The 24,127-nt window shown below is 71.7% G+C and carries 19 protein-coding genes; 6 read left to right on the top strand and 13 right to left on the bottom strand.

The window, feature by feature from the left end; genetic code table 11:
• Positions 1–3: 3 nt before the first annotated feature.
• Positions 4–624, bottom strand: a complete 621-nt coding sequence (locus AB0F81_RS32065; protein ID WP_360203283.1) for a DUF4262 domain-containing protein — start codon at positions 622–624, stop codon at positions 4–6.
• 108 nt (positions 625–732) lie between these two features.
• Here AB0F81_RS32065 and AB0F81_RS32060 point away from each other — a divergent pair, with 108 nt between their 5' ends.
• A complete protein-coding gene (locus AB0F81_RS32060; protein ID WP_360203282.1) occupies positions 733–1,104 on the top strand; it encodes a glyoxalase in 372 nt (123 codons plus the stop codon).
• Between the two features lie 6 nt (positions 1,105–1,110).
• Here AB0F81_RS32060 and AB0F81_RS32055 read toward each other — a convergent pair whose 3' ends face one another.
• The 8 genes from AB0F81_RS32055 to cysC all read right to left on the bottom strand — a co-directional run bounded on the left by AB0F81_RS32055 (position 1,111) and on the right by cysC (position 11,105).
• Entirely contained in the window at positions 1,111–2,112 is a 1,002-nt protein-coding gene (locus tag AB0F81_RS32055; RefSeq protein WP_360203281.1) for a glycosyl hydrolase, read from the bottom strand.
• Entirely contained in the window at positions 2,105–2,839 is a 735-nt protein-coding gene (locus tag AB0F81_RS32050) for a methyltransferase domain-containing protein (protein ID WP_360203279.1), read from the bottom strand. The genes AB0F81_RS32055 and AB0F81_RS32050 overlap by 8 nt, the downstream gene beginning before the upstream one ends.
• Positions 2,836–4,326 carry an MATE family efflux transporter gene (locus tag AB0F81_RS32045; RefSeq protein WP_360203278.1) on the bottom strand — a complete coding sequence of 497 codons (1,491 nt, stop codon included), beginning with the start codon at positions 4,324–4,326 and terminating at the stop codon, positions 2,836–2,838. Before AB0F81_RS32045 ends, AB0F81_RS32050 begins: the two co-directional genes overlap by 4 nt.
• On the bottom strand, positions 4,323–5,201 hold the full coding sequence (locus AB0F81_RS32040; protein WP_360203276.1) for a sulfotransferase domain-containing protein: 879 nt from the start codon (positions 5,199–5,201) through the stop codon (positions 4,323–4,325). Before AB0F81_RS32040 ends, AB0F81_RS32045 begins: the two co-directional genes overlap by 4 nt.
• A gap of 5 nt (positions 5,202–5,206) precedes the next feature.
• Entirely contained in the window at positions 5,207–6,436 is a 1,230-nt protein-coding gene (locus AB0F81_RS32035; protein ID WP_360203274.1) for a hypothetical protein, read from the bottom strand.
• On the bottom strand, positions 6,433–7,800 hold the full coding sequence (locus tag AB0F81_RS32030) for a hypothetical protein (protein ID WP_360203273.1): 1,368 nt from the start codon (positions 7,798–7,800) through the stop codon (positions 6,433–6,435). The genes AB0F81_RS32035 and AB0F81_RS32030 overlap by 4 nt, the downstream gene beginning before the upstream one ends.
• Positions 7,797–9,488: a Wzz/FepE/Etk N-terminal domain-containing protein gene (locus AB0F81_RS32025; protein ID WP_360203271.1), complete on the bottom strand. Its 1,692-nt coding sequence runs from the start codon at positions 9,486–9,488 to the stop codon at positions 7,797–7,799. Before AB0F81_RS32025 ends, AB0F81_RS32030 begins: the two co-directional genes overlap by 4 nt.
• A gap of 96 nt (positions 9,489–9,584) precedes the next feature.
• Positions 9,585–11,105 (bottom strand): adenylyl-sulfate kinase, encoded by a 1,521-nt coding sequence (cysC, locus tag AB0F81_RS32020; RefSeq protein WP_360203269.1) that lies wholly within the window; start codon positions 11,103–11,105, stop codon positions 9,585–9,587.
• 183 nt (positions 11,106–11,288) lie between these two features.
• Between cysC and AB0F81_RS32015 the strand changes: the two genes are divergently transcribed.
• The 5 genes from AB0F81_RS32015 (at position 11,289) to AB0F81_RS31995 (ending at position 16,181) form a co-directional block, all read left to right on the top strand.
• Positions 11,289–12,662 carry a glycosyl hydrolase gene (locus AB0F81_RS32015; protein WP_360203267.1) on the top strand — a complete coding sequence of 458 codons (1,374 nt, stop codon included), beginning with the start codon at positions 11,289–11,291 and terminating at the stop codon, positions 12,660–12,662.
• 88 nt (positions 12,663–12,750) lie between these two features.
• A complete protein-coding gene (locus AB0F81_RS32010; RefSeq protein ID WP_360203265.1) occupies positions 12,751–13,665 on the top strand; it encodes an ABC transporter ATP-binding protein in 915 nt (304 codons plus the stop codon).
• A complete protein-coding gene (locus AB0F81_RS32005) occupies positions 13,658–14,524 on the top strand; it encodes an ABC transporter permease subunit (RefSeq protein ID WP_360203263.1) in 867 nt (288 codons plus the stop codon). The genes AB0F81_RS32010 and AB0F81_RS32005 overlap by 8 nt, the downstream gene beginning before the upstream one ends.
• A complete protein-coding gene (locus AB0F81_RS32000) occupies positions 14,521–15,471 on the top strand; it encodes an ABC transporter ATP-binding protein (protein ID WP_360203262.1) in 951 nt (316 codons plus the stop codon). The genes AB0F81_RS32005 and AB0F81_RS32000 overlap by 4 nt, the downstream gene beginning before the upstream one ends.
• Positions 15,471–16,181 (top strand): ABC transporter permease, encoded by a 711-nt coding sequence (locus AB0F81_RS31995; RefSeq protein ID WP_360203261.1) that lies wholly within the window; start codon positions 15,471–15,473, stop codon positions 16,179–16,181. Before AB0F81_RS32000 ends, AB0F81_RS31995 begins: the two co-directional genes overlap by 1 nt.
• 260 nt (positions 16,182–16,441) lie before the next feature.
• Here AB0F81_RS31995 and ppc read toward each other — a convergent pair whose 3' ends face one another.
• From ppc to AB0F81_RS31975, 4 genes are all read right to left on the bottom strand, one after another.
• Positions 16,442–19,237 (bottom strand): phosphoenolpyruvate carboxylase, encoded by a 2,796-nt coding sequence (ppc, locus tag AB0F81_RS31990; RefSeq protein ID WP_360203260.1) that lies wholly within the window; start codon positions 19,235–19,237, stop codon positions 16,442–16,444.
• A 125-nt stretch (positions 19,238–19,362) separates the two neighbouring features.
• On the bottom strand, positions 19,363–20,364 hold the full coding sequence (locus tag AB0F81_RS31985; protein ID WP_360203258.1) for a glycoside hydrolase family 6 protein: 1,002 nt from the start codon (positions 20,362–20,364) through the stop codon (positions 19,363–19,365).
• A 3-nt stretch (positions 20,365–20,367) separates the two neighbouring features.
• Entirely contained in the window at positions 20,368–22,317 is a 1,950-nt protein-coding gene (locus AB0F81_RS31980; protein WP_360203256.1) for a galactose oxidase-like domain-containing protein, read from the bottom strand.
• Positions 22,314–24,125 carry a glycosyltransferase family 2 protein gene (locus tag AB0F81_RS31975; protein WP_360203254.1) on the bottom strand — a complete coding sequence of 604 codons (1,812 nt, stop codon included), beginning with the start codon at positions 24,123–24,125 and terminating at the stop codon, positions 22,314–22,316. Before AB0F81_RS31975 ends, AB0F81_RS31980 begins: the two co-directional genes overlap by 4 nt.
• Positions 24,126–24,127: the final 2 nt, after the last annotated feature.

Raw genomic sequence — 24,127 nt, 5'->3', positions numbered from 1 at the left:
GCTCTATCTGGACGCGGGCATCGACCTGGCCATCGAGCACCTGAAGCAGGACGGTGTGATCACGGTCCGCGAGCGGCGGGGAGGAGCGCCCGCCGACGGGCGGCGGCGGCCATGGCCGCGCGGGATGCCGCGGAAACCGCGGCATCGGGCGGCGACGCCGGCCGGCGGCGCGCCGATCGTCGGCTGTGGGTAGAGCAGCGACTCATAGCCCTCCTGCCAGGGAAAACGATCGTCGAGATCCGGCCAGACCACCTGCCGCAGGTGCACGCGATCATCGCCATAGCGGGCGAGCGCGGCGCCGGGAAACACCTCCTCGGTTGCCTCGCCCGCGACGATCACCACCTCCTGGTCGACGATCAGGTCGGGGATGCGCAGGCCGTGGCAGAGTCGCAGCCCGTCGTCGCAGAGGCGGCAGGCCAGCTCGTTGAGGATCTGGTGGCCGATCTCCGGGTCCAGCCCGGCGATGGCCAGCTCGGGGAAGCCGAAACCGGTGAGCCCCACCGTGTAGGCGAACGGCACCGAGCCTTCCGGGTCGTCGTCGGACGGCAGCACGTGGACGACGGCCCACCCGTATTCCTCGATGATCTCGCTCTGGCGCTCGAAGAAGTCGTCGCGGAAGGACATCGGTGACACCCCCGGAGTCGTGCTCTCTCTGTCCCGCTAACTATGGAACAGGTGTACGACACTTTTCCGGACCTAGTAGCAGTACGATCGTACTGTTAAAGTCTCGCCATGGGGTTCCGAATCGATGATCTGCACCATGTGCAGCTGCTGATCCCGCCGAACGGCGAAGGCGTCGCCCGCGACTTCTACAGCGGTGTCCTCGGCATGGCCGAGGTGGTGAAGCCGCCGGTGCTCGCCGCCCGCGGCGGCTGCTGGTTCCGGGCCGGCGGCTGGGAGGTGCACCTGAGCCCGGTGCCCGACTTCACCCCGGCCCGCAAGTCGCACCCGGGCGTGCTGATCAGCGATCTCGACGCCCTCGCCGCGGCCCTCGAAGCCGCCGGCCACCCGGTCGAGTGGGATCCCCACTTCCCGGGTCACCGGCGGCTCTACTCGGCCGACGGCCACGGCAACCGGCTGGAGTTCCTGGAGCCGGCCCGTTGACGCGGGCTATGCCGCCGGGTTGAAGTACGGGTCGCGGACCAGCGAATGGAAGGCGCCGAACGCCGCCTCGTCTCCGGTCAGCTGGAACTGCTGGTTCGGCCCGTTGCCCTCCGGATTCGACTCGAAGTAGGCGACCGCCTTGATCTGCTTGTTCGCCTTGAAGGTCCGCTCGGCATCGGCCAGCCACGCGGCCCGGTTCGCCGATCCCCACGCCTTCGCCACCCCGAACTCACCGATCACGATCGGCTTGGGGCGCTGCGCGGCCCAGTCCAGGAACGGGCCCATCAGCTTGCCGATCGGCTGGAACTGGGCGCCGGCGTAAACGTCCACACAGGTCCAGTCGACCTGGTCGTCGCCGGGGTAGAAGTCGGGCGCCTCGCCGCGGACGAAGCCCTCCGCGGTGGGGCACCACACCCACGACACGTTCTTCGTACGCTCCTGCTCGAAGATCTTCCGGACGTACTTCCAGGCGGCGATGTAGTCGGCGCCGGACCACATGGTGGCCCGCAGGTTGGGCCGGTCCATCTCCCACCGCATGCGCAGCAGCACCGGCTTCTTGATCTTCCGGATCGCCCGCGCCTGCTGGCGGATCAGCCGGTCGTGCTCACCGGCCAGGATGGACCGGTTGTCCCCGGTCGCCCAGCTGATCATCAGGTTGGCGCCCTGGGACAGGAACTCCTTGTCCGACGCGGTGCCCATCAGCTGGTCGAACCGGCGGTACGTGTTGATGAAGTCCAGCCGCCGGCCGAGTGACTCCTCCAGCCCGCCGACCGCCGCGATCCGGCCCACGTGGGTGAGCTCGTCCGGCTTGATCCAGGCGCCGAAGTAGGCGCCGTGCTCGGGCGGCTGGAACGGGCCGGCCTGGAACGGCCCGGGGTCGATCGCGACCGCCTTCGGCGGGCTGGTCAGATCGGGCGCGGGCTCCGGCTCGGGCTTCTTCTTCCGGTCCGAGGTGCAGCCGGCGACCAGCAGCAGCGCGACGGCGACGGCCGCGACACCCCTACGCATGGACCCGCCGGGCGGTGTAGAGGACGTTCACCGCGTACGCGTCGCTGCCGGGCAGCCGCCGGGCCGCCGCGTCGGCGAGCCGGGCCACCCGGTGGTCGTGCAGCGACGGGGTGAGCATGGAGAACCCGCGCCGCTCGACGATCTCGAAACCGTGCCGGGCCAGCAGCCGCTCCACCTCCTGGTGGGAGAGTTCGGCGAACCAGCGCTCGCCGTGGTGCCGGCGGGCCCGCAGGTGCCGGATCGACCCGCTGTTGCCGTGGTTCTCCACGACCAGCAGCCCGGAGCCGCGGTGCGGCAGCACCTTGGCGGCGAACGCCAGCGCCCGGTCCCGGACGCCCTCGTTCACGTTGAGCAGCAGGCGGAAGAGCGTCACCAGGGCCGGGAAGCCGCCCGCCACCGGGGTCGGCACCGGCCCGTCCATCGGCACCTGGTGCCAGTACGCCCGCGAGCCGACCTCGGCCGCCTTCGCCATCATCTCGGCCGACGTGTCGTAGCCGTGCGCCTCGCGGACCAGGCCGTGCAGGGCCCGGATCGCCCGCCCGGTGCCGCAGGCGAAGTCGTGCTGCACCGGTTGATGTTCGGGGAACTCGCGGCGCACCAGGGCCCGCAGGTAATCCCGCTGCCGGTCGTTGATCTGCGAGGCGTAACTGTCCGGGGCGTAGGTCACGCTCTCGTACTTCTCGACCGCCTCGGTGTCCTGGAACACCTGGGTGTAGTCGCTGGTCAACTCGTCCTCCTCATGGGGATGAATGCGCGGAGCATCAGCCGTTCGCGCAGCAGCCAGGCCCCCGCGACATAGGCCGGCACGGCCACCACGACGGCGGTCGGAACGAAGATCAGGGGGCCGAAGCAGCACACCGCCAGCAGCGCGGCGGTCCGGGTGCCCGGCCCGAACGGATGCAGGCCGGTGCCCCGGTAGACCTGGGCCAGCGGCAGCAGATTGTTGACGACCATCGCGCAGGCCAGCCCGGCGGCCGCGCCGAGCGCGCCCCACCGGGGCACCAGCAGCACGTCCAGGCCGATCATCACGGTCAGCGCGATCAGTACGTTGCCGAGGTTCGCCGACGTGCGCCCGGCCATCGCCAGCACCATGTCGACCATCCCGCAGCCGGTGGCCACCAGCATCGCCCCGGCCAGCACCCGTACCACCGGCACACCCGCGGTGTACTCCGCGCCGAACAGCCTCAGGTAATCCGGGGCGCCGCAGATGACCAGCAGGTTCACCGGCCAGGTGACGAGCACCAGCCACCCGGTCGCGGTCTGGTAGAGGTGGTTCGCGGCCGCCCGGTCGCCGGTGCTCAGCGCCTCGGCGAGACGTGGCTGCACCGACTGGGACAGTCCCTGGTTGGCGAACTGGATCAGCACCACGAACCGCCCGGCGACCGCGTAGACCGCGGCCGGCGCCAGCCCGCCGAGCGCCGCGACCAGCAGCACGTCCACCCGTTGCAGGGCGAGCTGGGCCACCGCCGCCACCGCCCGGGGGCCAGTGAAGAGCCAGAATTCGCGCCGCAACTGCCGGCGCTCACTGCGGCCGGAGCGCGCGCTGACCAGGCCGGTCAGGTACGCACGCCGCGCCGCGTACCCGGCAAGAAGAGCGACCGGCAGATAGGGTGCCGCCCAAGCCACCGCGAAGACCGGGAGCGACGTGGTCAGCCAGAGGGTCGCCACCCCCGCCGCGCTCACCGCCACCAGCTGCAGCCCACTGCGCAGCACCCGGTCCAGCAGCACGGTCGGCCGCATGATCCGGTAGCCGCGGGTGACCGTGAGCAGCACGTCGGTCAGCGCCTGCAGCGGCAGGAAGACGGCGAGCACCCGCAGGCCGGCGGTGTGTTCGGCGACCACGTGCGCGGACTCGCCGGCGGTCAGGCGGGCGATCACCGGCGCGCCGGCCCACAGCGCTACCGCGAGCACCAGCGAGAAGACCGCCACCGGCGGGATGCCGGTGCGCAGGCAGGCGCCGAGCAGATGACTGCGGCCGGTGGCCCGCAGCCGGGCCGGCCAGTACACCAGCGAGGTGTTGGTGCCGAGCTTGGCGAGCCCGCCGGCCAGCACGAACGCCGCGGTGGCGGCGAAGAAGGCACCGGCCTGCTCGGGACCGAGGACCCGGGCGACGATCCAGGTGACGACGACCCCGGTGCCGCCGGCGAGGGCGGAGCCGGCCATGTTCGCCAGTCCGCCGCGGGCGGCGCCCCGGGTCTGCGTCGTAGCCGTCACGCCCGGCGCCAGACCGGGGTGTGCCCGAGCCAGCCGCCCAGCGCCTCGTCGTGCGGCTCGTAGTAGGCGCTGAGCTCGCGGCGCAGTCCGGGGTCCATGTCGCTCTGCCGGGCCCGGGCGTTGTGCCGCTCGAACGGCGGGCGCTCCAGATCGGACGGCAGCCCGAGGAACGCGCAGACCTCGTCGTAGACCGGGCCGGGATCGGTGAAGAACCGCTCGCTCTCCACCACGTGGATCCGCTCCCGGCCGACGTGCTGCGCCATCACGCTCAGGTAGCGCGCGTACTCGCCGCGGGCCCGGTAGGCGTGGTGCTGGTGGGCGAAGCTGTAGTAGGCCGGGTCCTCGGCGAGCCGTTCCTCCTGCCGGTGCAGGCGGGCCGCCTCCAGGGCCAGGGCCGCGCCGAAGTCGCGTTCCGACTCGAAGGCCCGGGCGACCTCGTGGTGGTGCTGCGAGTAGGCGCGTTCCACCGGGTCACGGACCAGCACGACGAGCTTCGCGTACGGCAGGTCACGGGCGATCCGGGCGGCCGCCTGCGGGTGGTACATGTAGTACGGGCTGGATTCGAAGGTCTGCGCCGGCATCCCGTACCGTTCGGCCACCTTCTCGCCGGTGCGCAGCAGCGGGAAGTGCGCCCGGTACCAGTCCAGACCCCGGTGGTACGACGTGTCGAAGTAGTGCACACCCTTGTGCAGCACCGCCTTCAGCACCACCGGATGTGCGGCCAGGGCCCGGTACAGCGAGGTGGTCCCGCACCGCTGCCCGCCGCAGATCAGGAACGACGGCAGCATCCGGCTCTCCGCGGTGAGCCGGCCCAGCGAGCGGGAGCCCAGATGCACCACCCGCTTCATCGGCGCGGGCAGGTTGCGTACGTTCATGGTGTCTAGAGCTCCTCTACGCGGCGGATCAGCACCGGCAGCAGCCACGTGCCGAGCACGCCGAGCCGGGCGCCGGCCTCCGCCTGCCGGTCGGTCAGATAGCGCACGGCCAGGTCGACGAGGTAGAGCAGCGCGGTGACCTCCCGGGCCACCGGCGCCACTCCGAACGGCGCCAGCAGCTCGTCGGCGCGCTGCACGGTGGCCTCCACCGCGTCCCGGGCGTCCCCGGTGGACTGGATGCGCCGCTGCAACTCGTGGTGCACGGCGTCGAAGCCCATCGGCACGCCGGTGGCGAACCGCTCCCAGTCCCAGACCAGCAGCGCGTCGGCGAGGTTCGCCATGTTCCACGGGGCCCAGTCGCCGTGCCAGGACCCGTACCGCAGGGTGGTCTCGCCGCTGTGCGCGGCGAGCACGTCGACGGCGGCCGCCAGGCCGGCGCCCTCCGGCCGGTCCGCCACCGCGGCCAGCCGGCCCTTCAGCTCGTGCCAGTAGGCGCTGCTGGTCAGCGGCCCGACGGTGTAACCGCAGCAGCCGGCGATGTCGAGCATCGCCGCGGTCAGCCGGCGCTGGGTCAGCGGCGCCCGGGGCAGCCAGACCGGCAGCGCCGACTGGACCAGCACCTGCAGGCCACGCCACTGCCCGGCGTGCAGCACCCGGGGCACGGTCAGCTTGCTCAGCCCGCTGTTGCCGAGCGCGGTGAGCGCCGCCGTCTCCGCCTTGACCAGCCGCTGGGTGAGCGGCCCGGTGCCCAGCTTGCCGAAGGCGAAGGTGTCACCGTCGGTGCCGAGCAGCTGCAGCACCGGCTTGCGGTTGGCCCGCGCCGGGCCGATGTGGATGCTCACCGCCAGATCGCGGCGCAGCGCCTCGCTCAGGTAGCCGTCGATGCCGGCTGAGACCGGCCCGGTCACCCGGATCCGGTCGCGGAACAGCAGCCCACTGGTACGGGTGTGCACCGCCGCCACCACGGCGTCCCGCTTCAGCCGGGCCAGCCGGGACTGCGGCTCGGCATATCGGCGGACCGCCGCGGCAGCCACCGCCGGGGAGACCGACGGGACGAGCAGCCGGGGCCGGCGGGCGTTCGGAACGACCAGGTAGTCGGCGATCAGCGGACCCGGACCGCCGTCGGTGTCGCACGGCGGCGGGTAGAGCAGGCCGAGCACCTCGTTCAGGTACTGGGTCCGCAGAGCCGCGTCGTCGGCGGTGAGTTCCGCGGGTGCGGTTCGGACAGGGCTCAAGAGTCGTTCCCCTCGATGGAGTTGCGCCAGAGCAGCGCGTACGCGAGAACCATGAAGGCCAGAGGGGTGACCAGCGAGTTGTACCAGAGCATCGCCGAGAAGGAGCTGACCAGCGCGGCGCTCGCGGCCAGCCCGGCGGGGCTGCGGTCGCGGCGGAAACGCCACAGCCCGTAGGCGAAGAAGCCGAGATAGCCGGCGGTGCCGACCGCGCCGTGCGCGTAGAGCAACTGCCAGAGCTGGCCGTTGCCGCCCACGGTGAAGTTGCCGCAGCGCTCGCAGCCGGCGCTCTCACCGACGGTGATCGAGTTGCGCCCGCCGAGGGTGTTGCGGGTGCCGCCGTAACCGATCACCGGCGATCCGGTGAAGCCGTCCAGGGCCTTGTCGATGAGGAACGAGCGCACCCCGTTCGACTTGCCGTTGTCCAGCCGGGCCTGCACGGTGTCGCCGAGCGGCGTCGCGGCCAGCGCCACCGCCAGCGCGCCGGCCGCCACCAGCAGCGCGCCGATCACCCAGAGCCGGCCGGCCAGCACGTGCCGGACCGCCACGTAGAGGATCACCACGGCCATGCCGATCCACAGCCCCCGGTTCAGCGACGCCACCGCCGGCACCACCGAGACGGCCAGGCAGAGCACGGCCAGCGCCCTCTTCCCGGCGCTGCGGCTCGCCCAGGCGGCCACCACCAGGAAACCGGCCAGCAGGCAGAAGTTGTTGCCCCAGGTGTTCGTGTAACCCCACGGCGCGGCCGGGCGCGGCTTCTCGCCGCCGACCAGATCCATGATCTGCGCGGCGTACGGATGCACCAGCGACCGGACGAAACCCTTGTTGCGGATCCCGGACGGGAGCAGCCACTCGACCGGCGAGGTGAACTCGAAGGTGCCGGCCACCATGCCGAGCAGGCCACCCAGCACGGTCACCACGAACATCCCGCCGAGCAGGCGTACCAGCCGGCGGCGGGCGAACTCCGCCTCGGTCAGGTTGCCGGCGTAGAGCAGCAGGACGGTCAGCGACACGTACATCGAAAGCTTGTAGACGACCGCCACCAGGCGGTCGCCGGCCCGCTCGGCCACCGTCCCGGCCGGGTCGGCGCCCAGCGCGGCGATGCTCACCACGACCGCCAGCAGGAAGACCGCCCACCAGCCGAAGCCCGGCGGCAGCCGCAGCCGCCGGCCGGCGGCACGCCGGCGCACCAGCAGGAACAGCATCGGCACGGCCATCAACGGGAAGATCAGCACACCCAGGCCGAGCGCCCACCACAGCGGATAGAGCAGCAGGATCCACGCCACCGGCCAGGCCGGCAGCGAGCGATTCTTGACGGTACGGTGGGCCGGACCGGCGGCCAGTGGCGCCGGGGCGACCGCGGTCACTTGTCGTCGCCCTCCGCGGTGCCCGCGTTGGACAGATCGATCACCGCGGTCGCATCGGCACTGTCCTGACCCGGGCGCTGCCGGCTGGCGAACGACAGCTGCTGCGTCGGGCCGTCAGCGCCCTCGTCGAGGTCCGGCGCCGGCAGTGTCACGGCCGGGCTCGGCAGCTGACCGGGCTGCAGGGCGGCCAGGCGCGGCATCACCACCGCACCGAGCAGCCGGGTCCCGACCCGCTGCAGCTGCTCGGCCGCGTCGATCAGGGCCGGGCGCCGGGAACGGCGCAGCTCGACCGCGAGGATCGCCGCGTCGGCCAGGCTGGCCAGGCTTTGCGCGTCGGCGCTGCTGCTGGTGGAGGGCGCCTCGATGACCACGTACTGGCTCTGCCGGCGCAGCGTCTCCAGGGTGTCCTTGAGCCGCTGCGACTGCATGAGACCGGCCGCGGTCGCCGCGCCGCCGGTGGTGATCACCCGCAGCGACGGGATGCGCGGCGTGCGCTGCAGCGCACGGCCCAGGCTCACCCGGCCGGCCAGCAGGTCGGAGAGGCCGGGCACGGCCGAGACCCCGAGCATCCGCGCCAGCGGCGCGGCATCCACCACACTGTCCGGCAGGTGGGCGCCGATCAAAACGACGTCACTTCCGGTACGGGCCAGCGCGGCCGCCAGGTTCGCGGCGACCAGTGTGCTCGCCGAACCGCGGCTGGTGCCGGTCACCACGATGATCTGGTCGCCGCCCTCCAGGCTGGCCAGCACCTCGTTGCGGAGCCGGTTGAAGACCCGCCCGCCCGGCCCGTACGGCTGGAGCACGTCGTCGAAGTGCGGCGTGCTGCGCTCGTCCAGAGCCGCGAGCACCGGGATCCGTCCCCGGTCCCGGACGTCCGTGGCGGTCACCAGCCGCCGGTCGAACCGCTCCCGCAGGTAGGCCAGCCCCAACCCCAGCAGCAGGCCGACCATGCCGCCGGTGCCGACGTTGAGCAGCGTGTTGGGGCTGGTCGGCGCGTCCGGCCGGCGCGAGTCGCTGATGATGCTGCCGCCGCCGACCATGGTGGTGGTCAGCTCGTTGAGCCGGCCGGTCAGCGAGTTGAGCTGGTTCTGCGAGTTGTTCCGCAGGCTCTGCAGGTTGCTCTCGGTGGAGCTGCCCGGCCGGGCCGTGGCGAGTTTCGCGTTGATCCCGGTGAGCGTCTGGGTCAGCTGCTTCACCTTCAGGTTCAGCGACTGGATCTGCTTGTCCAGCTGTGCCCGGGCGGTCTCCTCCCGATTACGCAGGTAGGCCTCGGCGAACGCGTGCGAACCGGACTGGGCGCCCTCGGGCGTCTCCGACCGGAAGGTGATCACCAGGACCGTGGTGTTCGCCGGCACCTGCACCGAGACGGACTTGGCCAGCTCGATCGGCGACACGTCGGCGCGCATCAGTGCCGCGGCCTTCACCGCGACCGCGCCGGACCCGACGAGCTGTGCCTCGGTGTCGAGGTTCACCGCGCCCTTGGTCCGGCCACCCTGCGCGTTGGTGTCCTGATCGACGGCCTGCACCAGGACCGAGGCGGAGGATTCGTACACCTTGGGCATCGTCTGGGACAGGACGGCGCCGGCGCTCAACCCCGCTGCGGTGACCGCCAGCGCGAGCCACCAGTGCCTGCGGACGGCGCCCAGGTAGTGCGAGAGGTCGGCAGACGCAGGGCGGGACGCTTCCATCGGTCTTCGGCGGCCTTCCAGGAGGAGTGTGGGTTGCCAGCTTTGGGCGATTCGCCCCAGAGGGGTAACGCCACACTCCCGCCGATAGTGATGGGGTTACGCCAGTTTGGGCTCCACCCAGCCGTTCTCCACCAGGTAGCCGAGGACCACCTCGACCGCTTCCGGCACGGTCATCGTGGTGGTGTCGACGGTCAGCTCGGCGTTCGCCGGCGCCTCGTACGGGTCGTCGATCCCGGTCATGCCGCGCAGCTGACCGGCGCGCGCCCGGGCGTAGAGGCCCTTGCGGTCACGGGCCTCGCAGACCTCCAGCGGGGTGGCGACGTGCACCAGGACGAAGCCGGCGCCGGCCTCCATCGCCATCTGCCGGACCGACGCGCGGGCCGCCTCGTAGGGCGCGATCGGGCAGGCCACCGCCATGCCGCCGTGCCGGCCCACCTCGGCGGCGACCCAGCCGATCCGGCGGACGTTGCGGTCCCGGTCGGCCTTGCTGAAGCCGAGGCCGGCGGTGAGCTCACGGCGCACCACGTCGCCGTCGAGCAGGGTGATGGTGCGCTCGCCGTTCTCCCGCATGGCGTCGGCGAGGTTGCGGGCGATGGTCGACTTGCCGGAGCCGGACAGGCCGGTGAAGAAGACGACCAGGCCGCGGTGCCGGCGCGGCGGGCGGACCCGGGACAGCTCCTTGGCGACGGCCGGCGGGGTGTGCCACTCGGGCAGCGGGAAGCCGCGGTCCAGCAGGTCGTCGATCTCGGCCGGGGTCATCGCCAGGCGGCGGTTGCGCGGCGGGATGTCGTCACGCCAGCGCCACTGGCCGTCCCGGTTGTCGTAGGCCAGCTCGCGCGGCACGAGGACCCGCAGCCCGGCGCCGGAGAGGGTCTCGCCGGTGGAGAGGACGTGGCTCACCCCGTAGGCCTGGGCGACGCGGGCGCGCAGCAGCGCGTCGCGCATCTCGTCGCGGCGGGTGAGCAGGGGAACGGCCACGATGGTGGCCGGTGGCATCCGGTCGCGGGCGGCGAAGATCGAGCGGACCAGCGACTCGGGCGGCAGACCGTCCGGGCCGGGGCCGCTCACCGGGATCAGGATCAGCAGGTGGGCCGCGAGGGTCCGGGCGGCGTGCGCGATCTGGGCCAGCTGCGGCCGGTGCAGCGGCCGGTCGGCGATGACCCCGAGCACGCGGCCGGGTGGGAGCAGGGCGCGCACCTCGGCCGGGGTGCGGCGCAGGCGCTGGAACGGGCCGTGCCCGCCGTCGCCCATCCGGCGCACCGGGCCGCCGATGCCGAACCGCTGCTCGCCGGTCGGCCAGGCGTCGGTGACCTCGATGGCCGCGACCGGCGCGCCTTCCGGGTCGGTCAGCACCACGGTGCGGCGCCGCGGGTCGGCGAGATCCAGCAGGCTGGCGACCTCGGCGGGGATCTCCAGCGTGACCGGGACCGGCCAGGGGGTGCCGTCGGCGAGCCGGCCCTGGCGCGCGAGCGACGCCAGATCGGCGCGGCCGAGGAAGCCGGTCAGCGGCGCATACGCCCCGGAGAGCAGCAGTTCGAGGTCTGCCAGCTCGTAGGGGCGCGGCGTGAAGGACGGGGCGTCCCGCAGAACGTCCTCGGGCAGTACCGAACCATTCACTTCGTATCCCCCTGGCAAACGATGTGGGGGACAGTTTCGCAGCCTCGATCGCGCCGGTCGAGCCGGGCTCTGCGTCTTGTTCGGATCTTTCGACCACCCGGATATAAGCCACCTATGACTTAAATCGGTATAAAAGCACTGCTTCCTGGACAAGTTGCAATGATCCTTTGATACTGGGCGATTGTGAGACAGACCCGTTCCCGGTTCCTGCATATCGCCGCGCTGACCACGGCCTTCGCCATGTCGGTGACAGCCACGCTCGCCTGGGCGTGGACCGGCGGCGCCGACCAGATCGGACTGCCGTACGGGCCGTCCGGCGACCCGACCGTCACCGCGCCGATGGCGGACACACCCGGCATGAGCCCGCCCCTGCCGGGACACGTCTCACCGCTGCGCCAGAGCACGCTGCCCGAGCCGGGTCTGCGGACGTTGGCGCCGACCGCCACCCTGCCGTCCACCTCACCCGCGGTTGTCCTGCCCCGGTACACGGGATTGCCGGACCCGGTGCTCCGGCCGTACCGATCACCGGTTTTGCGCGGCCTGGCCGCGCCGCTGCTCGGTGGCGTGCCGGCCCGCCAGGAGACGCCGCCTGCCGAACCGGAACCGCGCCGGCGGTGCCGGACCGGCGCCAAGCTGGTGCCGACCTGCGGCGTGCTCTGGGGCGTGGCGCCCGGAGCGCACACCGAGGAGAAGAGCACCCGGGCGCTCGCCGAGTTCGAGCGCAAGACCGGGCGCCACCAGGCGATCTTCCACGCCTATCACAGCGGGATCCGGCAGGTCTTCCCGACCGAGCAGGAGATGGCGATCGCCCGGGAGCCCGGGCGCAAGCGGATCCTGCTGCTCAACTGGAAGCCGGAGAGCACCACCTGGGCGAAGATCGCCAAGGGGGACCGGCGCACCGACGAGTTCCTGGACCGGCTGGCGGCACACCTGAAGAAGAACTACCGCGAGCGGTTCTTCTTCGCGATCCACCACGAGGCCGAGGATCAGGTACGCGAGCGGGCCGGCTCCGGCTACACCGCCCGTGACTACGCCGCGATGTTCCGGCACGTGGTCAAGCGGCTGCGCGCCAAGGGCGCGACCAACGTGGTGACCGTGCTGGTGCACATGGCCTACGTCCCGCACACCACGAAGAGCTGGTTCAACCACATGTACCCGGGCGACGACGTGGTCGACTGGATCGGCTTCGACACCTACTCCTACAGCGACCCCGGTTACGGCCACGGCGACTTCGCCGAACTGCTGAACCGCCGCTCGGCGAGCAAGCCCGGCTGGCCCGGCTTCTACAACTGGGTCCGCGCCAAGCACCCGAAGAAGCCGCTGATGGTCGCCGAGTGGGGCGTCTGGTTCTCCAAGCGGAACCCGAGTCACATGGCCGACTTCTACCGCGAGGTGGGCCGGCAGATCAAACACTTCCCGGCGATCAAGGCGATGGTGCACTTCGAGACGCCCGGCAACCACAAGGGGCAGGACTCGTCGGTGGACAGCACCCCGGCGGCCCTGCGTGAGTACCGCAAACTCGGCAAACTGCCCGTCTTCCAGGTGGCGGTGAGCTGAGTTTCCTGAGAGGCGGCTGAGAGACCCTGAGAACGCCTCAGGGGACTTCCGGATCCACGGCGGTGCGCGGCCTTTCTAGGCTGGGCCCGTGACCATCATCGCTACCGAGGCGCTGACCAAGACGTACGGCGGCGGGGTGACCGCCCTCGCCGACCTGACCGTTGCTGTCGACGAGGGCGTCATCGGCCTCGTCGGCGCCAACGGCGCCGGTAAGAGCACCTTCATCAAAATCATGCTCGGGCTGGTGCCGCCGACCAGCGGCACCGTCCGTGTCTTCGACCTCGACCCGGTGACCCAGACCGACCGGGTCCGCGCCCGCGTCGGCTACATGCCGGAGAACGACTGCCTGCCACCCGACGTCTCGGCCTCCGAGTTCGTCACCCACCTGGGCCGGATGAGCGGGCTGCCGCGGACCGCGGCCCGGGAGCGCGCCTCCGAGGCGCTGCGGCACGTCGGCCTCTACGAGGAGCGCTACCGCCAGATCGGTGGCTACTCGACCGGCATGAAGCAGCGCGTCAAGCTCGCCCAGGCGCTGGTCCACGACCCCGACCTGCTGCTGCTCGACGAGCCGACCAACGGGCTCGACCCGGCCGGCCGCGACGCCATGCTCGCCCTGATCCACCGGATCGGCACCGAGTTCGGCATCTCGGTGGTCGTCTGCTCGCACCTGCTCGGCGAGGTGGAGCGCATCTGCGATTCGCTCATCGCGATCGAGGGCGGCCGGCTGCTGCGCGCCGACCGCATCTCCAGCATGACCACGGCGTCCGACGTGCTCGCGGTCGAGGTCAGCGAGGGTACGGACGAACTCGCCGCCGCCCTGGCCGGGATCGGGCTGGAGGTCACCCGAGAGGGCCGGCTGCTGCTGGTGCCGATGGAGTCGGATGCCTCCTACGACCGCATCCTGCGTGCGGTGGCCGACCTGGACCTGTCCCTGCACCGCCTGGACCAGCGCCGGCACCGGGTCGCCGAGCTCTTCACCACGAAGGAGGCGGCCGATGTCTGAGGCCGGAGTGATCCATGACATCGGATACCAGCGGTACTCCGGGCCACGCCTCGGCCGCCGGGCCGGGCTGACCGCGCTCTACGTGCACGGTCTGCGGTCCTCGTTCGGCCTGGGCCGCTCGGCCAAGGCGAAGATCTTCCCCTGGTTGGTCGCCGGCATCATGCTGCTGGTCGCGGTGATCCTCGCCGCGGTCCGCTCGCAGATCGGCGAGACGATCCTGACGTACGTGCAGTACGACGACCAGATGTCCTGGCTGATCATCTTCTTCGTCGCGATCCTGGCGCCGCAGCTGATGTCCCGGGACATCCGTTCCGGCACCCTCCCGCTGTACTTCAGCCGGCCGGTGCGCGCCGCCGACTACGTGCTGGCCAAGTTCGCCGCGATGGCGACCGCGGTGTGGCTGCTGCTCGGCGTCCCGCAGCTGATCATGTTCCTGGGCGCGGCGTTCACCACGAAGAACGGCGCCAGCGGGGTGTGGAACGAGTTCCTCGACCTGGTTCCCGGCTGGGGCTACAGCCTGCTCTGGGCCCTGCTGTTCAGCAGCATCGGCCTGCTGATCGCGTCGATGACCGGCAAGCAGGCCTTCGCGGCCGGCGGCATCGTCGCGGTCTTCCTGGTCACCACGCCGGTCTTCGGCGTGCTGGCATCGATTCCGTCGACCACCGCGAACGCGCTGGCCGGCCTGGTCAGCCCGATGACCCTGATCGCCGGGGTCGGCGCCTGGCTCACCCCCGGCACCAGCGAGATGGAGCTGAACATCGGCCGGTTCGGCGCCATCTACGCGATCGAGACGGCCTGCCTGATCGCCGCCTGCCTCCTGCTGCTGCTCGCCCGCTACCGGAAGGTGGCCTCGCTGTGACGACCGAGACCTACGCCGCCGAGACCGGCACGGCCACCGGTGTGATCGACCTGCAGAACGTGACCCGCTGGTACGGCAACGTCGTGGCGGTCAACGACATCACCATGTCGCTGGGCTCCGGGGTCACCGGCCTGCTCGGCCCGAACGGCGCCGGCAAGACCACGGTGCTGCACATGATGGCCGGGTTCCTCGCGCCGTCGCGGGGCACGCTCACCATCGACGGCAAGCCGACCTGGCGCAACCCGGCCGTCTACCGCGATCTCGGCCTGGTCACCGAGCGGGAGGCGGTGCACGGCTTCCTCACCGCCGAGCAGTTCGTGCTGGCCTGCGCCAAGATGCAGAAACTGCCCGACCCGGCCGGCGCGGCCCGCCGCGCCCTGGAGCTGGTCGAGATGACCGACGCGGCCCATCGCCGGATCGAGACGTTCTCCAAGGGCATGCGGCAGCGCACCCGGGTCGCCGCCGCGCTGGTGCACGAGCCGCGCGTGCTGCTGCTCGACGAGCCGTTCAACGGCATGGACCCGCGCCAGCGCATGCACATGATGGAGCTGCTGCACTCGCTCGGCGACCGCGGCCACACCATCCTGTTCAGCTCGCACATCCTGGAAGAGGTCGAGCAGGTCGCCGGCCTGGTCCAGGTGATCGTGGCCGGCCGGCTCGCGGCCTCCGGCGACTACCGCAAGATCCGCCGGCTGATGACGAACCGGCCGCACGTCTTCGCGGTCCAGAGCTCCGACGACCGGCGGCTCGCGGTCGCGCTGATCGGCGAGAAATCGGTCAGCGGCATCGAGATCGAGACCGGCGGCCTCACCGTCCGGGCGTCCGACTACGGCAGCTTCACCCGCGCGCTGCCGCGGATCGCCCTCGACCAGGGCATCCGCCTGCACAAGCTGGTCCCGTCCGACGAATCCCTGGAGAGCGTCTTCTCCTACCTGCTGGAGGCCTGATGTCGACCGTCGCTCTGATCACGGCGCGCGGCCTGTTGGGCCGCCGGCGGGCGCTGCTGCTCCTGCCGCTGCCACTGCTGCTCATCGGCCTGGCGGCGATCTGCCGGGCCTACGACCTGACCCCCGACCAGTGGGGCCAGCCGGTCGTCGTCGGCCTCGGCTTCGCCGTGATGCTGCCGGTGATCGCGCTGATCGTCGGCACCGGCGTGCTCGGCTCCGAAGTGGACGACGGGACGCTCGTCCACATCCTGACCAAGCCGCTCGCGCGCCGCGACATCATCCTGGCCAAGTTCGGCGTGGCCGTCGTGACCACCGCGGTCACCACGGCGGTGCCGCTCTTCGTGGTCGGCCTGATGGCCGGCTCCGCCGAGCTGGGCACGGCCCTGGCCGTCGCGGCAGCGGCCGGCGCGGTCGCCTACTCCGCCCTGTTCGTCCTGCTCAGCCTCCTGACCCGGCGGCCGGTCCTGCTGGGCCTGGTCTACATCCTGGTCTGGGAGGGCCTGCTCGGCCGCTTCCTGAGCGGCACCCGGGTCCTCTCCATCGAGCAGTACGTCATCACCATCGCCGACAAGCTGTCCCCGACCGTCATCCTGAACGCCCAGGTCGGCATCACGACGGCGGTCGTGATGAGCGCGGTCTTCGCGGTCGTGTGCACGGTGGTCGCCATCAACCGTCTCGGCAGCTTCAGCCTGGCCGGCGAGACCAGCTGACACTCACGCCCACGCGCCGCCCGGACCTGTGTCCGGGCGGCGCCGGCATTTGCGGCCCCCTGCGCCGCCGCCGGGCCGTAGCTCATACGGCCCACACGCGGTCGGTCACCGCTCAGCCCAACGGCCGACCGCGCCGGGCCGTAGCTGGTGTGGCTTATGTGGGGCCGGTTGGGGGTGTGGGCTACGGCCGGCGGGGTGGTGGAAACGGGGCCGCCCCGGACGAGGAGACGTCCGGGGCGGCTGTGTGCGAGCGGAACCCGTCAGCCGGTGTTGCGCATGCCGGCGGCGATGCCGTTGACCGTCGTCAGCAGCGCGCGCTCCAGCGCCGTCGAGTCCGACGGCCCGCGGCGGGCGCCCGGCGCGGTCGGCATCTGCCGGCCGGCCTCACCGAGGTCGCGGTACTGGCGCAGCAGCGCCACCTGCAGGTGGTGCAGCGGCTCCAGGTAGGTGTCGCGGACGCTGAGCGTGCGGGACAGCTCCGGCTGCGACGACAGCAGCTCCGACCCGCCGGTGATCGCCAGGACCTCCTGGACGGTCAGCTCGTACTCCTGCTCGATCTTGGTGAAGATCGGCCGCAGCTCCTCGGGGACCAGCGTCTCCACGTAGCGGCGGGCGATCGACAGGTCGGTCTTGGCCAGCATCATCTCGACGTTCGACAGGAACGTCCGGAAGAACTGCCAGTTGCCGTGCATCTCGTCGAGCGTGTCGCCGAGACCGGCCGCCCGGGCCGCGGCCAGGCCGGTGCCGACGCCGAACCAGCCGGGCACGATCTGCCGGGTCTGGGTCCAGCCGAACACCCACGGGATGGCCCGCAGACCGCTCAGGCCGGCGTCCGCGTTGGGGCGCTTGGCCGGGCGCGACCCGATGTTCAGCGCGCCGAGCAGCTCGGTGGGGGTGGCCGCCCAGAAGTACGCGGCCAGGTCCGGGTCCTCGACGAGCGAACGGTACTGCGCGAACGCCGCGTCGGAGGCGGTGTCCATGGTGGCGTCCCACACCTTCAGGCGGACCGGATCCACCTGGATGCTGGTGTGCAGCAGGGTGGCCTGCAGGACAGCCGCGACGGTCAGCTCCAGGTTCTCCCGGGCCAGCGCCGGCACCGTGTACTTGTCGGAGATGACCTCGCCCTGCTCGGTGACCTTGATCGCGCCGTCGAGCGTACCGTACGGCTGGGCCAGGATCGCCTCATGGGTCGGCCCGCCACCCCGGCCGACGGTGCCGCCCCGGCCGTGGAAGAGGCGCAGCCGCACCCCGTGCCGGGCCGCCACGTCACGCAGCGACCGCTGCGCCTTGTGGATGCGCCACTGGCTGGTGGTGATCCCGGCCTCCTTGTTGGAGTCCGAGTAGCCGAGCATGACCTCCTGCACGTCGCCGCGCGCCCGCACGATCTCCCGGTACGCCGGCAGCGACAGCATCTCGTCCAGCAGGTCGCCGCCCGCGTCGAGCTCGGCCGGCGTCTCCAGCAGCGGCACGATGTTGACCCGGGCCCGGCCGGTGTGGATGTCGATCAGGCCGGCCTCGCGGGCCAGCACCGCCGCCGCCAGCACGTCGTCCACGCCGAGGGTCATCGAGATGATGTAGGTCTCGATGACGTCCTGCCCGAACGCGTCCTGCGCCTCGCGAATCGTGTTGAACACGTCGAACGTCTTGCGCGCCGAGTCGGTCAGCGGGGTGTCCGCGCTGGACAGCGGCCGCCGCCCGGTGAGCTCACCGGCGAGCAGTTTGGTGCGCGACTGCCGGTCCAGGGTGGCGTAGTCGTCGACCTCGCCGACCTGGGTGTACATCTGCTGGAGCACCTCGTGGTGCTTCTCGGCGTGCTCACGCACGTCGAGGGTGGCGAGCTGCAGACCGAAGGCCGACGCCTGCCGGAGGGCGGTGGAGACGATGCCGATCGCGGGCAGCTGGCCGGAGTTGCGCGCCAGCGACGCCCGCATCAGCTCCAGGTCGGAGATCAGCTCGTCGCTGCCCAGGTAGTCCCGGCCGGGCACGTGTGAGGTGCCGTTCTTCAGGCGGGCCCGGGTGTTCGCCAGCTTCGCCTTGATCGCCCGGACCTTGAGACGGTAGGGCTCCTCCGCGTTGACCCGGCGGAACCGGTCGGCGATCTCGGGCAGGTTGTCGAGGTCCTGCGCCAGGCTGGCGGACAGGTCGAGGGAGACGCCGCGCAACCGCCGGGAGACCGACAGCTCGTCGATCAGCTTGTCCATGGCCTTCTCGGTGGCCTGGATGCCGTGCTCGTGCTGGATCAGCAGGACGTCGCGGGTGACCGCCGGGGTGACGAACGGGTTGCCGTCCCGGTCGCCGCCGATCCACGAGCCGAAGGTGAGCGGCCGGGCGGTCGGCGCGGTCTCCACGCCGAGCCGGCGCAGCGTCTCGGCCAGGTCGTCGAGGACCTGCGGGGCGGCCTCCGCGTACAGGTCCTTGAGGTAGTAGACCGCGTTGCGCGCCTCGTCGGTCGGGTCCGGCCGGTCCAGGCGCAGCTCGTCGGTCTGCCAGAGCAGGTCGATCAGCTCGGCGAACCGCTTGGTGGAGGCGGTGGTGTCGGTCGCGCCGTAGAGGGCCGCGGCGGCGGACTCGGCGTCCAGCGAGTCGGCGACCTGCCGCAGCTTCGACAGGATCGAGCGACGGGCGGCCTCGGTGGGGTGCGCGGTGAAGACCGGGCGGACCGCGAGGCGGCGGGCGGCCGCGGCGATCTCGTCGGCCGGGATCTCCCTCTCGGCGATCCGGCTGGCCGCCTGGTCCAGCCAGCCGCCGTCCTTGGCGCGGCGACGGCGCAGGTCGCGGGCCCGGTGCACCTGCTCGGTGATGTTGGCCAGGTGGAAGTAGGTGGAGAAGGCGCGGGCCAGCTTGGTGCCGGTGGTGATGTCCATGGCGGCGAGCCGGTCGGCTGCGGCAGGCGCGTCCTGCCGGACCAGCGCGCGGATCTCCTCGACCAGGTCCAGCAGCGGCCGGCCTTCCTGCCGGGCGAGGGTCTGGCCGAGCAGCGTGCCGATCCGCCGGATATCGGCACGTAGCGCTGCGTCCGAACCCTCTCGGTCGAGTTGGGCAGGCTGGTCGGTCATCGGGGCGCTCCTTAGCTCGGATGGCTCCAGGACGGCGCTGTCCCGACTTCGCCGATGTTATCGGCGTACCCCGGTCAGGGGGTGAATTGAGTCAAGAGTCTCATGCGCGGTCCGCGCGCCGCGCACTACCCGGCCAGCGCGCGGGCGTACGCGGGATACCACTGACCTGCGGGGGGAGCTCCGCCGCCACAGGCGCCGTCGGACTCACCCGGACGTTTCACCCAGAGATACGCGTCGGCGAGCGGATGGCCGGTGCGCAGGGTCGGCGGCACCCCGAGCCGCCGGCCGGGCGGGTTGCACCAGTGCCGGTCGCCGGCGCCGCGCTGGGCCGGCCCGTTGCCGTTGCGGCTGGTGTCGACGACGAAGTGCCGCCGCCCGCCGAGCAGGCGGGACAGCTGCGTCCCGTACCTCAGGTTGTCGGCCGTGGTCTCGAAGTTGGCGACGTTGAGCGCGAAGCCGCGCGCCCGGCCGACGCCGGAACGGCGGAGGGCGGGCGCCATCCGGGCCGCCGGGATCCAGGTCGGGTTGCCGGCGTCCAGGTAGACCGACACCCCGGGCAGCGCCGCCAGGACGGTCACCGCGGCGGAGAGCACGGCGTAACGCTGCGCGGTGGCCCGCGGGCTCAGGCAGCCGCCGCGCACGGCCTGCGCGACCGCGTCCGGTTCCAGGATCACCAGCGCGCGATGCCCGCGGATCGCGGCGGCCAGGGCAGCAACCCATGATCGGTACGCCGGGAGGTTCGCCGCCCCGCCCCGGGAGTGACTGCCGCAGTCCCGGTTCGGGATGTAGTAGAGCGTGAGCACCGGCAGCCGGCCGGCCGCGGTCGCCGCGGTGACCAGCTGCCGGGCCCGGTCGGCGTAACCCGGGGCGGCGTCGGTGAACCAGGTGGCGGCGGGCCGGTCGGCGATGCGCCGCAGGATCGCCGCTTCGGCGCGGCGCCCGGCACGTTCCAGAGCCCGCACATGGACGGCGGCGGCGCCGTTCGGGTCGACGTAGAGGCCGGGGTACGTGGCGCCGGCCGCCTCCGGGACCCGGACCGCGGGCGCCGGTTCCCGTTCGTGCAGGAGCACGCCGCTCGCCGCCACCGCGAGGACGGCGGCGAGCACCGCGAGGGTGCGACGGGCCATCGATCAGCGCACCCGCACCCAGCGAGCGGTGGACGGCACGCCCCGGTCGTCGACGAGGAAGAGCATGTACCAGCCGGACGGGACGAGCCCGACCCGTTCCGGCACGGTGATCTCGACGCCGTCGGCGGTGACGTCCAGTTCGAGTGCCACGGACCGCTGGTCGGTGTCGGTGACGTGGGTGACCGAGCTGGGCCGGATCAGCCGGGCCGAGGCGATCCGCGCGGCCTGCGGGGTGCGGAACGTCGCGGACGCGCCCCGCTCGATCTCCCCGGGCCCGCCGCTGATCACCGGGCGTTCGCCCCGGAACAGGTACGGCGGGCTGAACACCTCGATCCGCTGCTCGAAGGTGCCCGCGTTCTTGCCCGTGCTGTCGTAGAGCGGGTCGCTGCCCAGGGTGATCACCCGGCCGTCCGGCAGCAGGATCGCCTCGGAGTGGTAGTTGCGGCCGACGGTCGACTCGGCGGCGGTGGCGAAGTCGTTCGAGGACGGCCGGTAGATCTGCGAGTTGAACAGGTCGCTGCGCGGTTTCCCCTGGTAGGGCCCGCCCCGGTAACCGGACGAGCCGCCGGTGGTGAAGACCGTGTCGTCCGGCAGCACCACTGTGGAGAGATAGCGGGCCGGCTTCGGCAGATCCGGTCCGGGCCGGTACCGCGGCTGCTCCTCGTCCAGGTCGGCGATGTCGGTGCGGGCCGTGGAGACCGGTGACTCGCCGATCTCCCCGCCACCGAGGATCATCACCTTCTGGTCCTGGGCCGGTGGCAGCAGCACCGACGAGCTGGTCTCGGTCATCCGCGGCTCGCGCAGCCCGGGCACGGTCCGGAACCTGTTGCGCCGCACGTCCCAGATGCCCGGGGTGCGGCCCTCGGTGTCGGAGCCGTAACCGGCGTTGGAGCCGGAGTAGAACACCTGCCCGTCGGACATCATGTGCAGGCTGGGATAGGTGGGGAAGTAGCGCTTGAGCTCCGGGGCGGCCACCCAGCGCTGCTCGTCCGGCAGGTACCGCTCGTTGCGCCCGGGCAGGATCCGGCCGAACTGGTCGAGGCCGGAGACGGCGAGGACCTCGCCGTTGGTCAGCCCGATCAGGGTGGGGTACCAGCGGTGGTCGCGCATGTTGCCGGTGCGGACGTACCGCTCGGCAACCGGGTCGAACTCGTAGGAGGTCTTGTCGCCGCCGTACTCCTGCTTCTCGCGGGTGATCTTGTCGGCGACGCCGTAGAGGTTGCGGGCGTCGGCGCCGGTCAGCCCGTCGATGGTGTACTGCGCCGGCTCGCGGACCACCGGGCCGTCGCCCTTGCGCTCGGCGTCCACCCAGACCTCGGCCTCGCCGGCGTGCACCATCGTGTGCGCGCCGTGGGTGACCTTCTTGGCCGCCTTGACGGTCACCTTCGTCCTGGTCAAGTAGGCCAGGCCGGTCGCGGAGAACAGCCGGGTGCCCTTCTCGAAGACCCGCGGGCCGCCGTCCGGCGACTCGTTCTTGATCTTCATGACGCCGGCGGCGTGCTCCACGTCCTCCTCGAGCACCTCGTACGACTTGGTGCCGCCGGCCACCAGCAGGTTGCCGTTCGGCAGGAAGGTGTGCCCGGCGCAGAACACGTCGGTGGGGGTCTCCACCTCGGTGAACCGGTCGGTGCGCGGGTCGTAGAGGACGGTCCGGAACGACTTCTCCTCGAAGGCGTCCTTGTTGTTGCCGCTGCCCGCGATGATCAGCACCTTGCCGGTGTGCAGCAGCGCGGCGTGGATGGCGTTGACCCGGTAACCGCGCGGCACCGGCAGCCGGGCCCAGTGGCCGTACTTCTTCTTGTAGGACTCCCGATTGATCTGATAGGTGTGCAGCGCCTCGGCGCCGACCGCGACCATCGGGCGGTTGGCGACCGCCACTCCGGCCAGCACCACGAGCGTGGCCAGACCGCTCGCCAGACGGCGAGCGAGGGTGGGACGCGAGCGGGGCTTCATGCGGACGGCTCCTTTGCTGTTCGGGTCAGCTCTGCGGTATGGGTCAGCCACAGGGCGACCGGGGTGAGGCAGATGACCAGGTTCAGCGCCGGCCACGCGTACATGGCGGCGTCGACGTGGTCGATGAACGGCGCGACGGCGAGCATCGCGGCGTAGAGGGCGGCCCAGCGCAGGCTGGGCGCGAACGTGGCGAACCGGTCCGGGCTGGTCGAGTCGCCCTTCGGCGTGACCACGAACCCGGATCGGCGGCGCAGCACCGCGCCGAGGAACGACGAGACGTACACCGGTGTGCACAGAGTGGACGCGAGCATCCCGGAGAGCCCGGACGACCCGGAGCCCTCGTGCGGGCTGACGTTGTGCCGCCGGTTGAACAGGTAGAGCAGCACCTGGAACAGCGCAGCGTCCACATAGAGCATCAGCCACACCTGTGCCGGTACCAGCACACCCTTCGCGCCGAGCAGCAGGAAGCCGGCCGCGTTGGCCGCGCCGAGCAACCACGCCAGCGCGGTGAGCGGGTAGTACGACATCAGCAGCCCGTAGTGCAGCGCCCGGCCGATCCCGAGCCGCCAGGACAGCGTGGCGAAGCGGCTGACCACGACCTCGTCGGTGCCCCGCGACCAGCGGTGCTGCTGGGTGAAGTAGTCGGTCCAGGAGGACGGGCCCTCACCGACCGCGAGCACGTCCGGGGTGTAGACCGAGCGCCACCGCCGGCCGGTGCCGGGATTGCGGGTGGCGTGCAGCTTCAGGCTGGTGGCCATGTCCTCGGTGATCGAGTCCTGCAGGCCGCCGATCGACCTCAGCGCCGCGATCCGGACCGCGTTGTTGGTGCCGACCAGCATCGCGATGCCGCGCCGGTTGCCGGCCCGCTGCAGCAGCGAGTGGAACAGGTACTGCTGCGACTCGGCCCACCGGGTCACCCGGTTGTCGTAGTTGCCGTAGATCTGCGGGCCCACCACGAACCCCACGTCCGGGTCGCGGAAGTAGCCGAGCAGCCGCTCGCAGAAGTTGGGCGCCGGCACGTGGTCCGGGTCGACCGAGACGAACACGTCGTAGTCGTCGCCGTGCGCGTCGAGCCAGGAGTTGTAGTTGCCGTGCTTGGTCTTCGCCTTGAAGGTCCCGGACGGGGTGTTGTACTCGTCGCGGCCCTTGCGGGTGAAGTGGCGTACGCCCAGCCGGCGGCACATCAGCTTGACCACCGGGTCGTCGCCCTCGTCGAGCAGCCAGACGTCGTACTGCCCGGCGTACCGGATCTTGCGGGCGGCCCGCAGGGTCTTCTCCACCATCGCGATCGGCTCCTTGCCGGGCACGATCGTGGTGAGGAACGCGACCCGCATCCCGGTGTCCGGCACGACCGGCACCGGATCGCGGGCCCAGAGCGTGGCCAGGCACAGCGTCACCACGTTGACCAGCCGGAACAGTTCGATCGCCGCGGTCGCCCCGATCATCAGGATCGTGGCCGCGTAACGGACCGTGTGCAGCCGCTGGTCCGGCAGCTCGATCGAGGTGATCAGCCAGCCGAAGAAGGTGCTCTCGAAGGCGAAGGCGAACAGCGTGATGAGCAGTGTCCGAATCGGACGGCGCCGCGCCAGTCGCCGCATGCGTACCCGGTAGGGGCCGTCCGGTGGCTGCTCGGCCGGTCCGGCCAGCACGCTGTACGCGCTGTACTCGAACTGGGCGGGCAGCATCAGGGTGCTGCCGAGCTGGTCGCGCGGCATCGGGGCACGCCCGGTGGGCGGGCGCTGCGCGGGAACCGGTCGATCGTGGGCAGGGGGAGTCGCCCCGGAGTCCGGGGTGTGCAGGACGCTCATGG

Origin of the sequence: Actinoplanes sp. NPDC024001 (assembly GCF_040638955.1) — a bacterium.
GTDB lineage: Bacteria > Actinomycetota > Actinomycetes > Mycobacteriales > Micromonosporaceae > Actinoplanes.
The sequence above is the reverse complement of the archived record's forward strand: the minus strand, read 5'-3'. Positions and strand labels throughout refer to the sequence as shown.

Excerpts from the sequence above, each read along its gene's own strand:
- AB0F81_RS31995 (WP_360203261.1), top strand. The coding sequence starts at position 15,471 with ATGTCGACCGTCGCTCTGATCACGGCGCGCGGCCTGTTGGGCCGCCGG.
- AB0F81_RS31980 (WP_360203256.1), bottom strand. The coding sequence starts at position 22,317 with ATGAAGCCCCGCTCGCGTCCCACCCTCGCTCGCCGTCTGGCGAGCGGT.
- AB0F81_RS32065 (WP_360203283.1), bottom strand. The coding sequence starts at position 624 with ATGTCCTTCCGCGACGACTTCTTCGAGCGCCAGAGCGAGATCATCGAG.
- AB0F81_RS32040 (WP_360203276.1), bottom strand. The coding sequence starts at position 5,201 with ATGAACGTACGCAACCTGCCCGCGCCGATGAAGCGGGTGGTGCATCTG.
- AB0F81_RS32055 (WP_360203281.1), bottom strand. The coding sequence starts at position 2,112 with ATGCGTAGGGGTGTCGCGGCCGTCGCCGTCGCGCTGCTGCTGGTCGCC.
- AB0F81_RS32025 (WP_360203271.1), bottom strand. The coding sequence starts at position 9,488 with ATGGAAGCGTCCCGCCCTGCGTCTGCCGACCTCTCGCACTACCTGGGC.
- AB0F81_RS32005 (WP_360203263.1), top strand. The coding sequence starts at position 13,658 with ATGTCTGAGGCCGGAGTGATCCATGACATCGGATACCAGCGGTACTCC.
- AB0F81_RS31975 (WP_360203254.1), bottom strand. The coding sequence starts at position 24,125 with ATGAGCGTCCTGCACACCCCGGACTCCGGGGCGACTCCCCCTGCCCAC.
- AB0F81_RS31985 (WP_360203258.1), bottom strand. The coding sequence starts at position 20,364 with ATGGCCCGTCGCACCCTCGCGGTGCTCGCCGCCGTCCTCGCGGTGGCG.
- ppc (WP_360203260.1), bottom strand. The coding sequence starts at position 19,237 with ATGACCGACCAGCCTGCCCAACTCGACCGAGAGGGTTCGGACGCAGCG.
- AB0F81_RS32060 (WP_360203282.1), top strand. The coding sequence starts at position 733 with ATGGGGTTCCGAATCGATGATCTGCACCATGTGCAGCTGCTGATCCCG.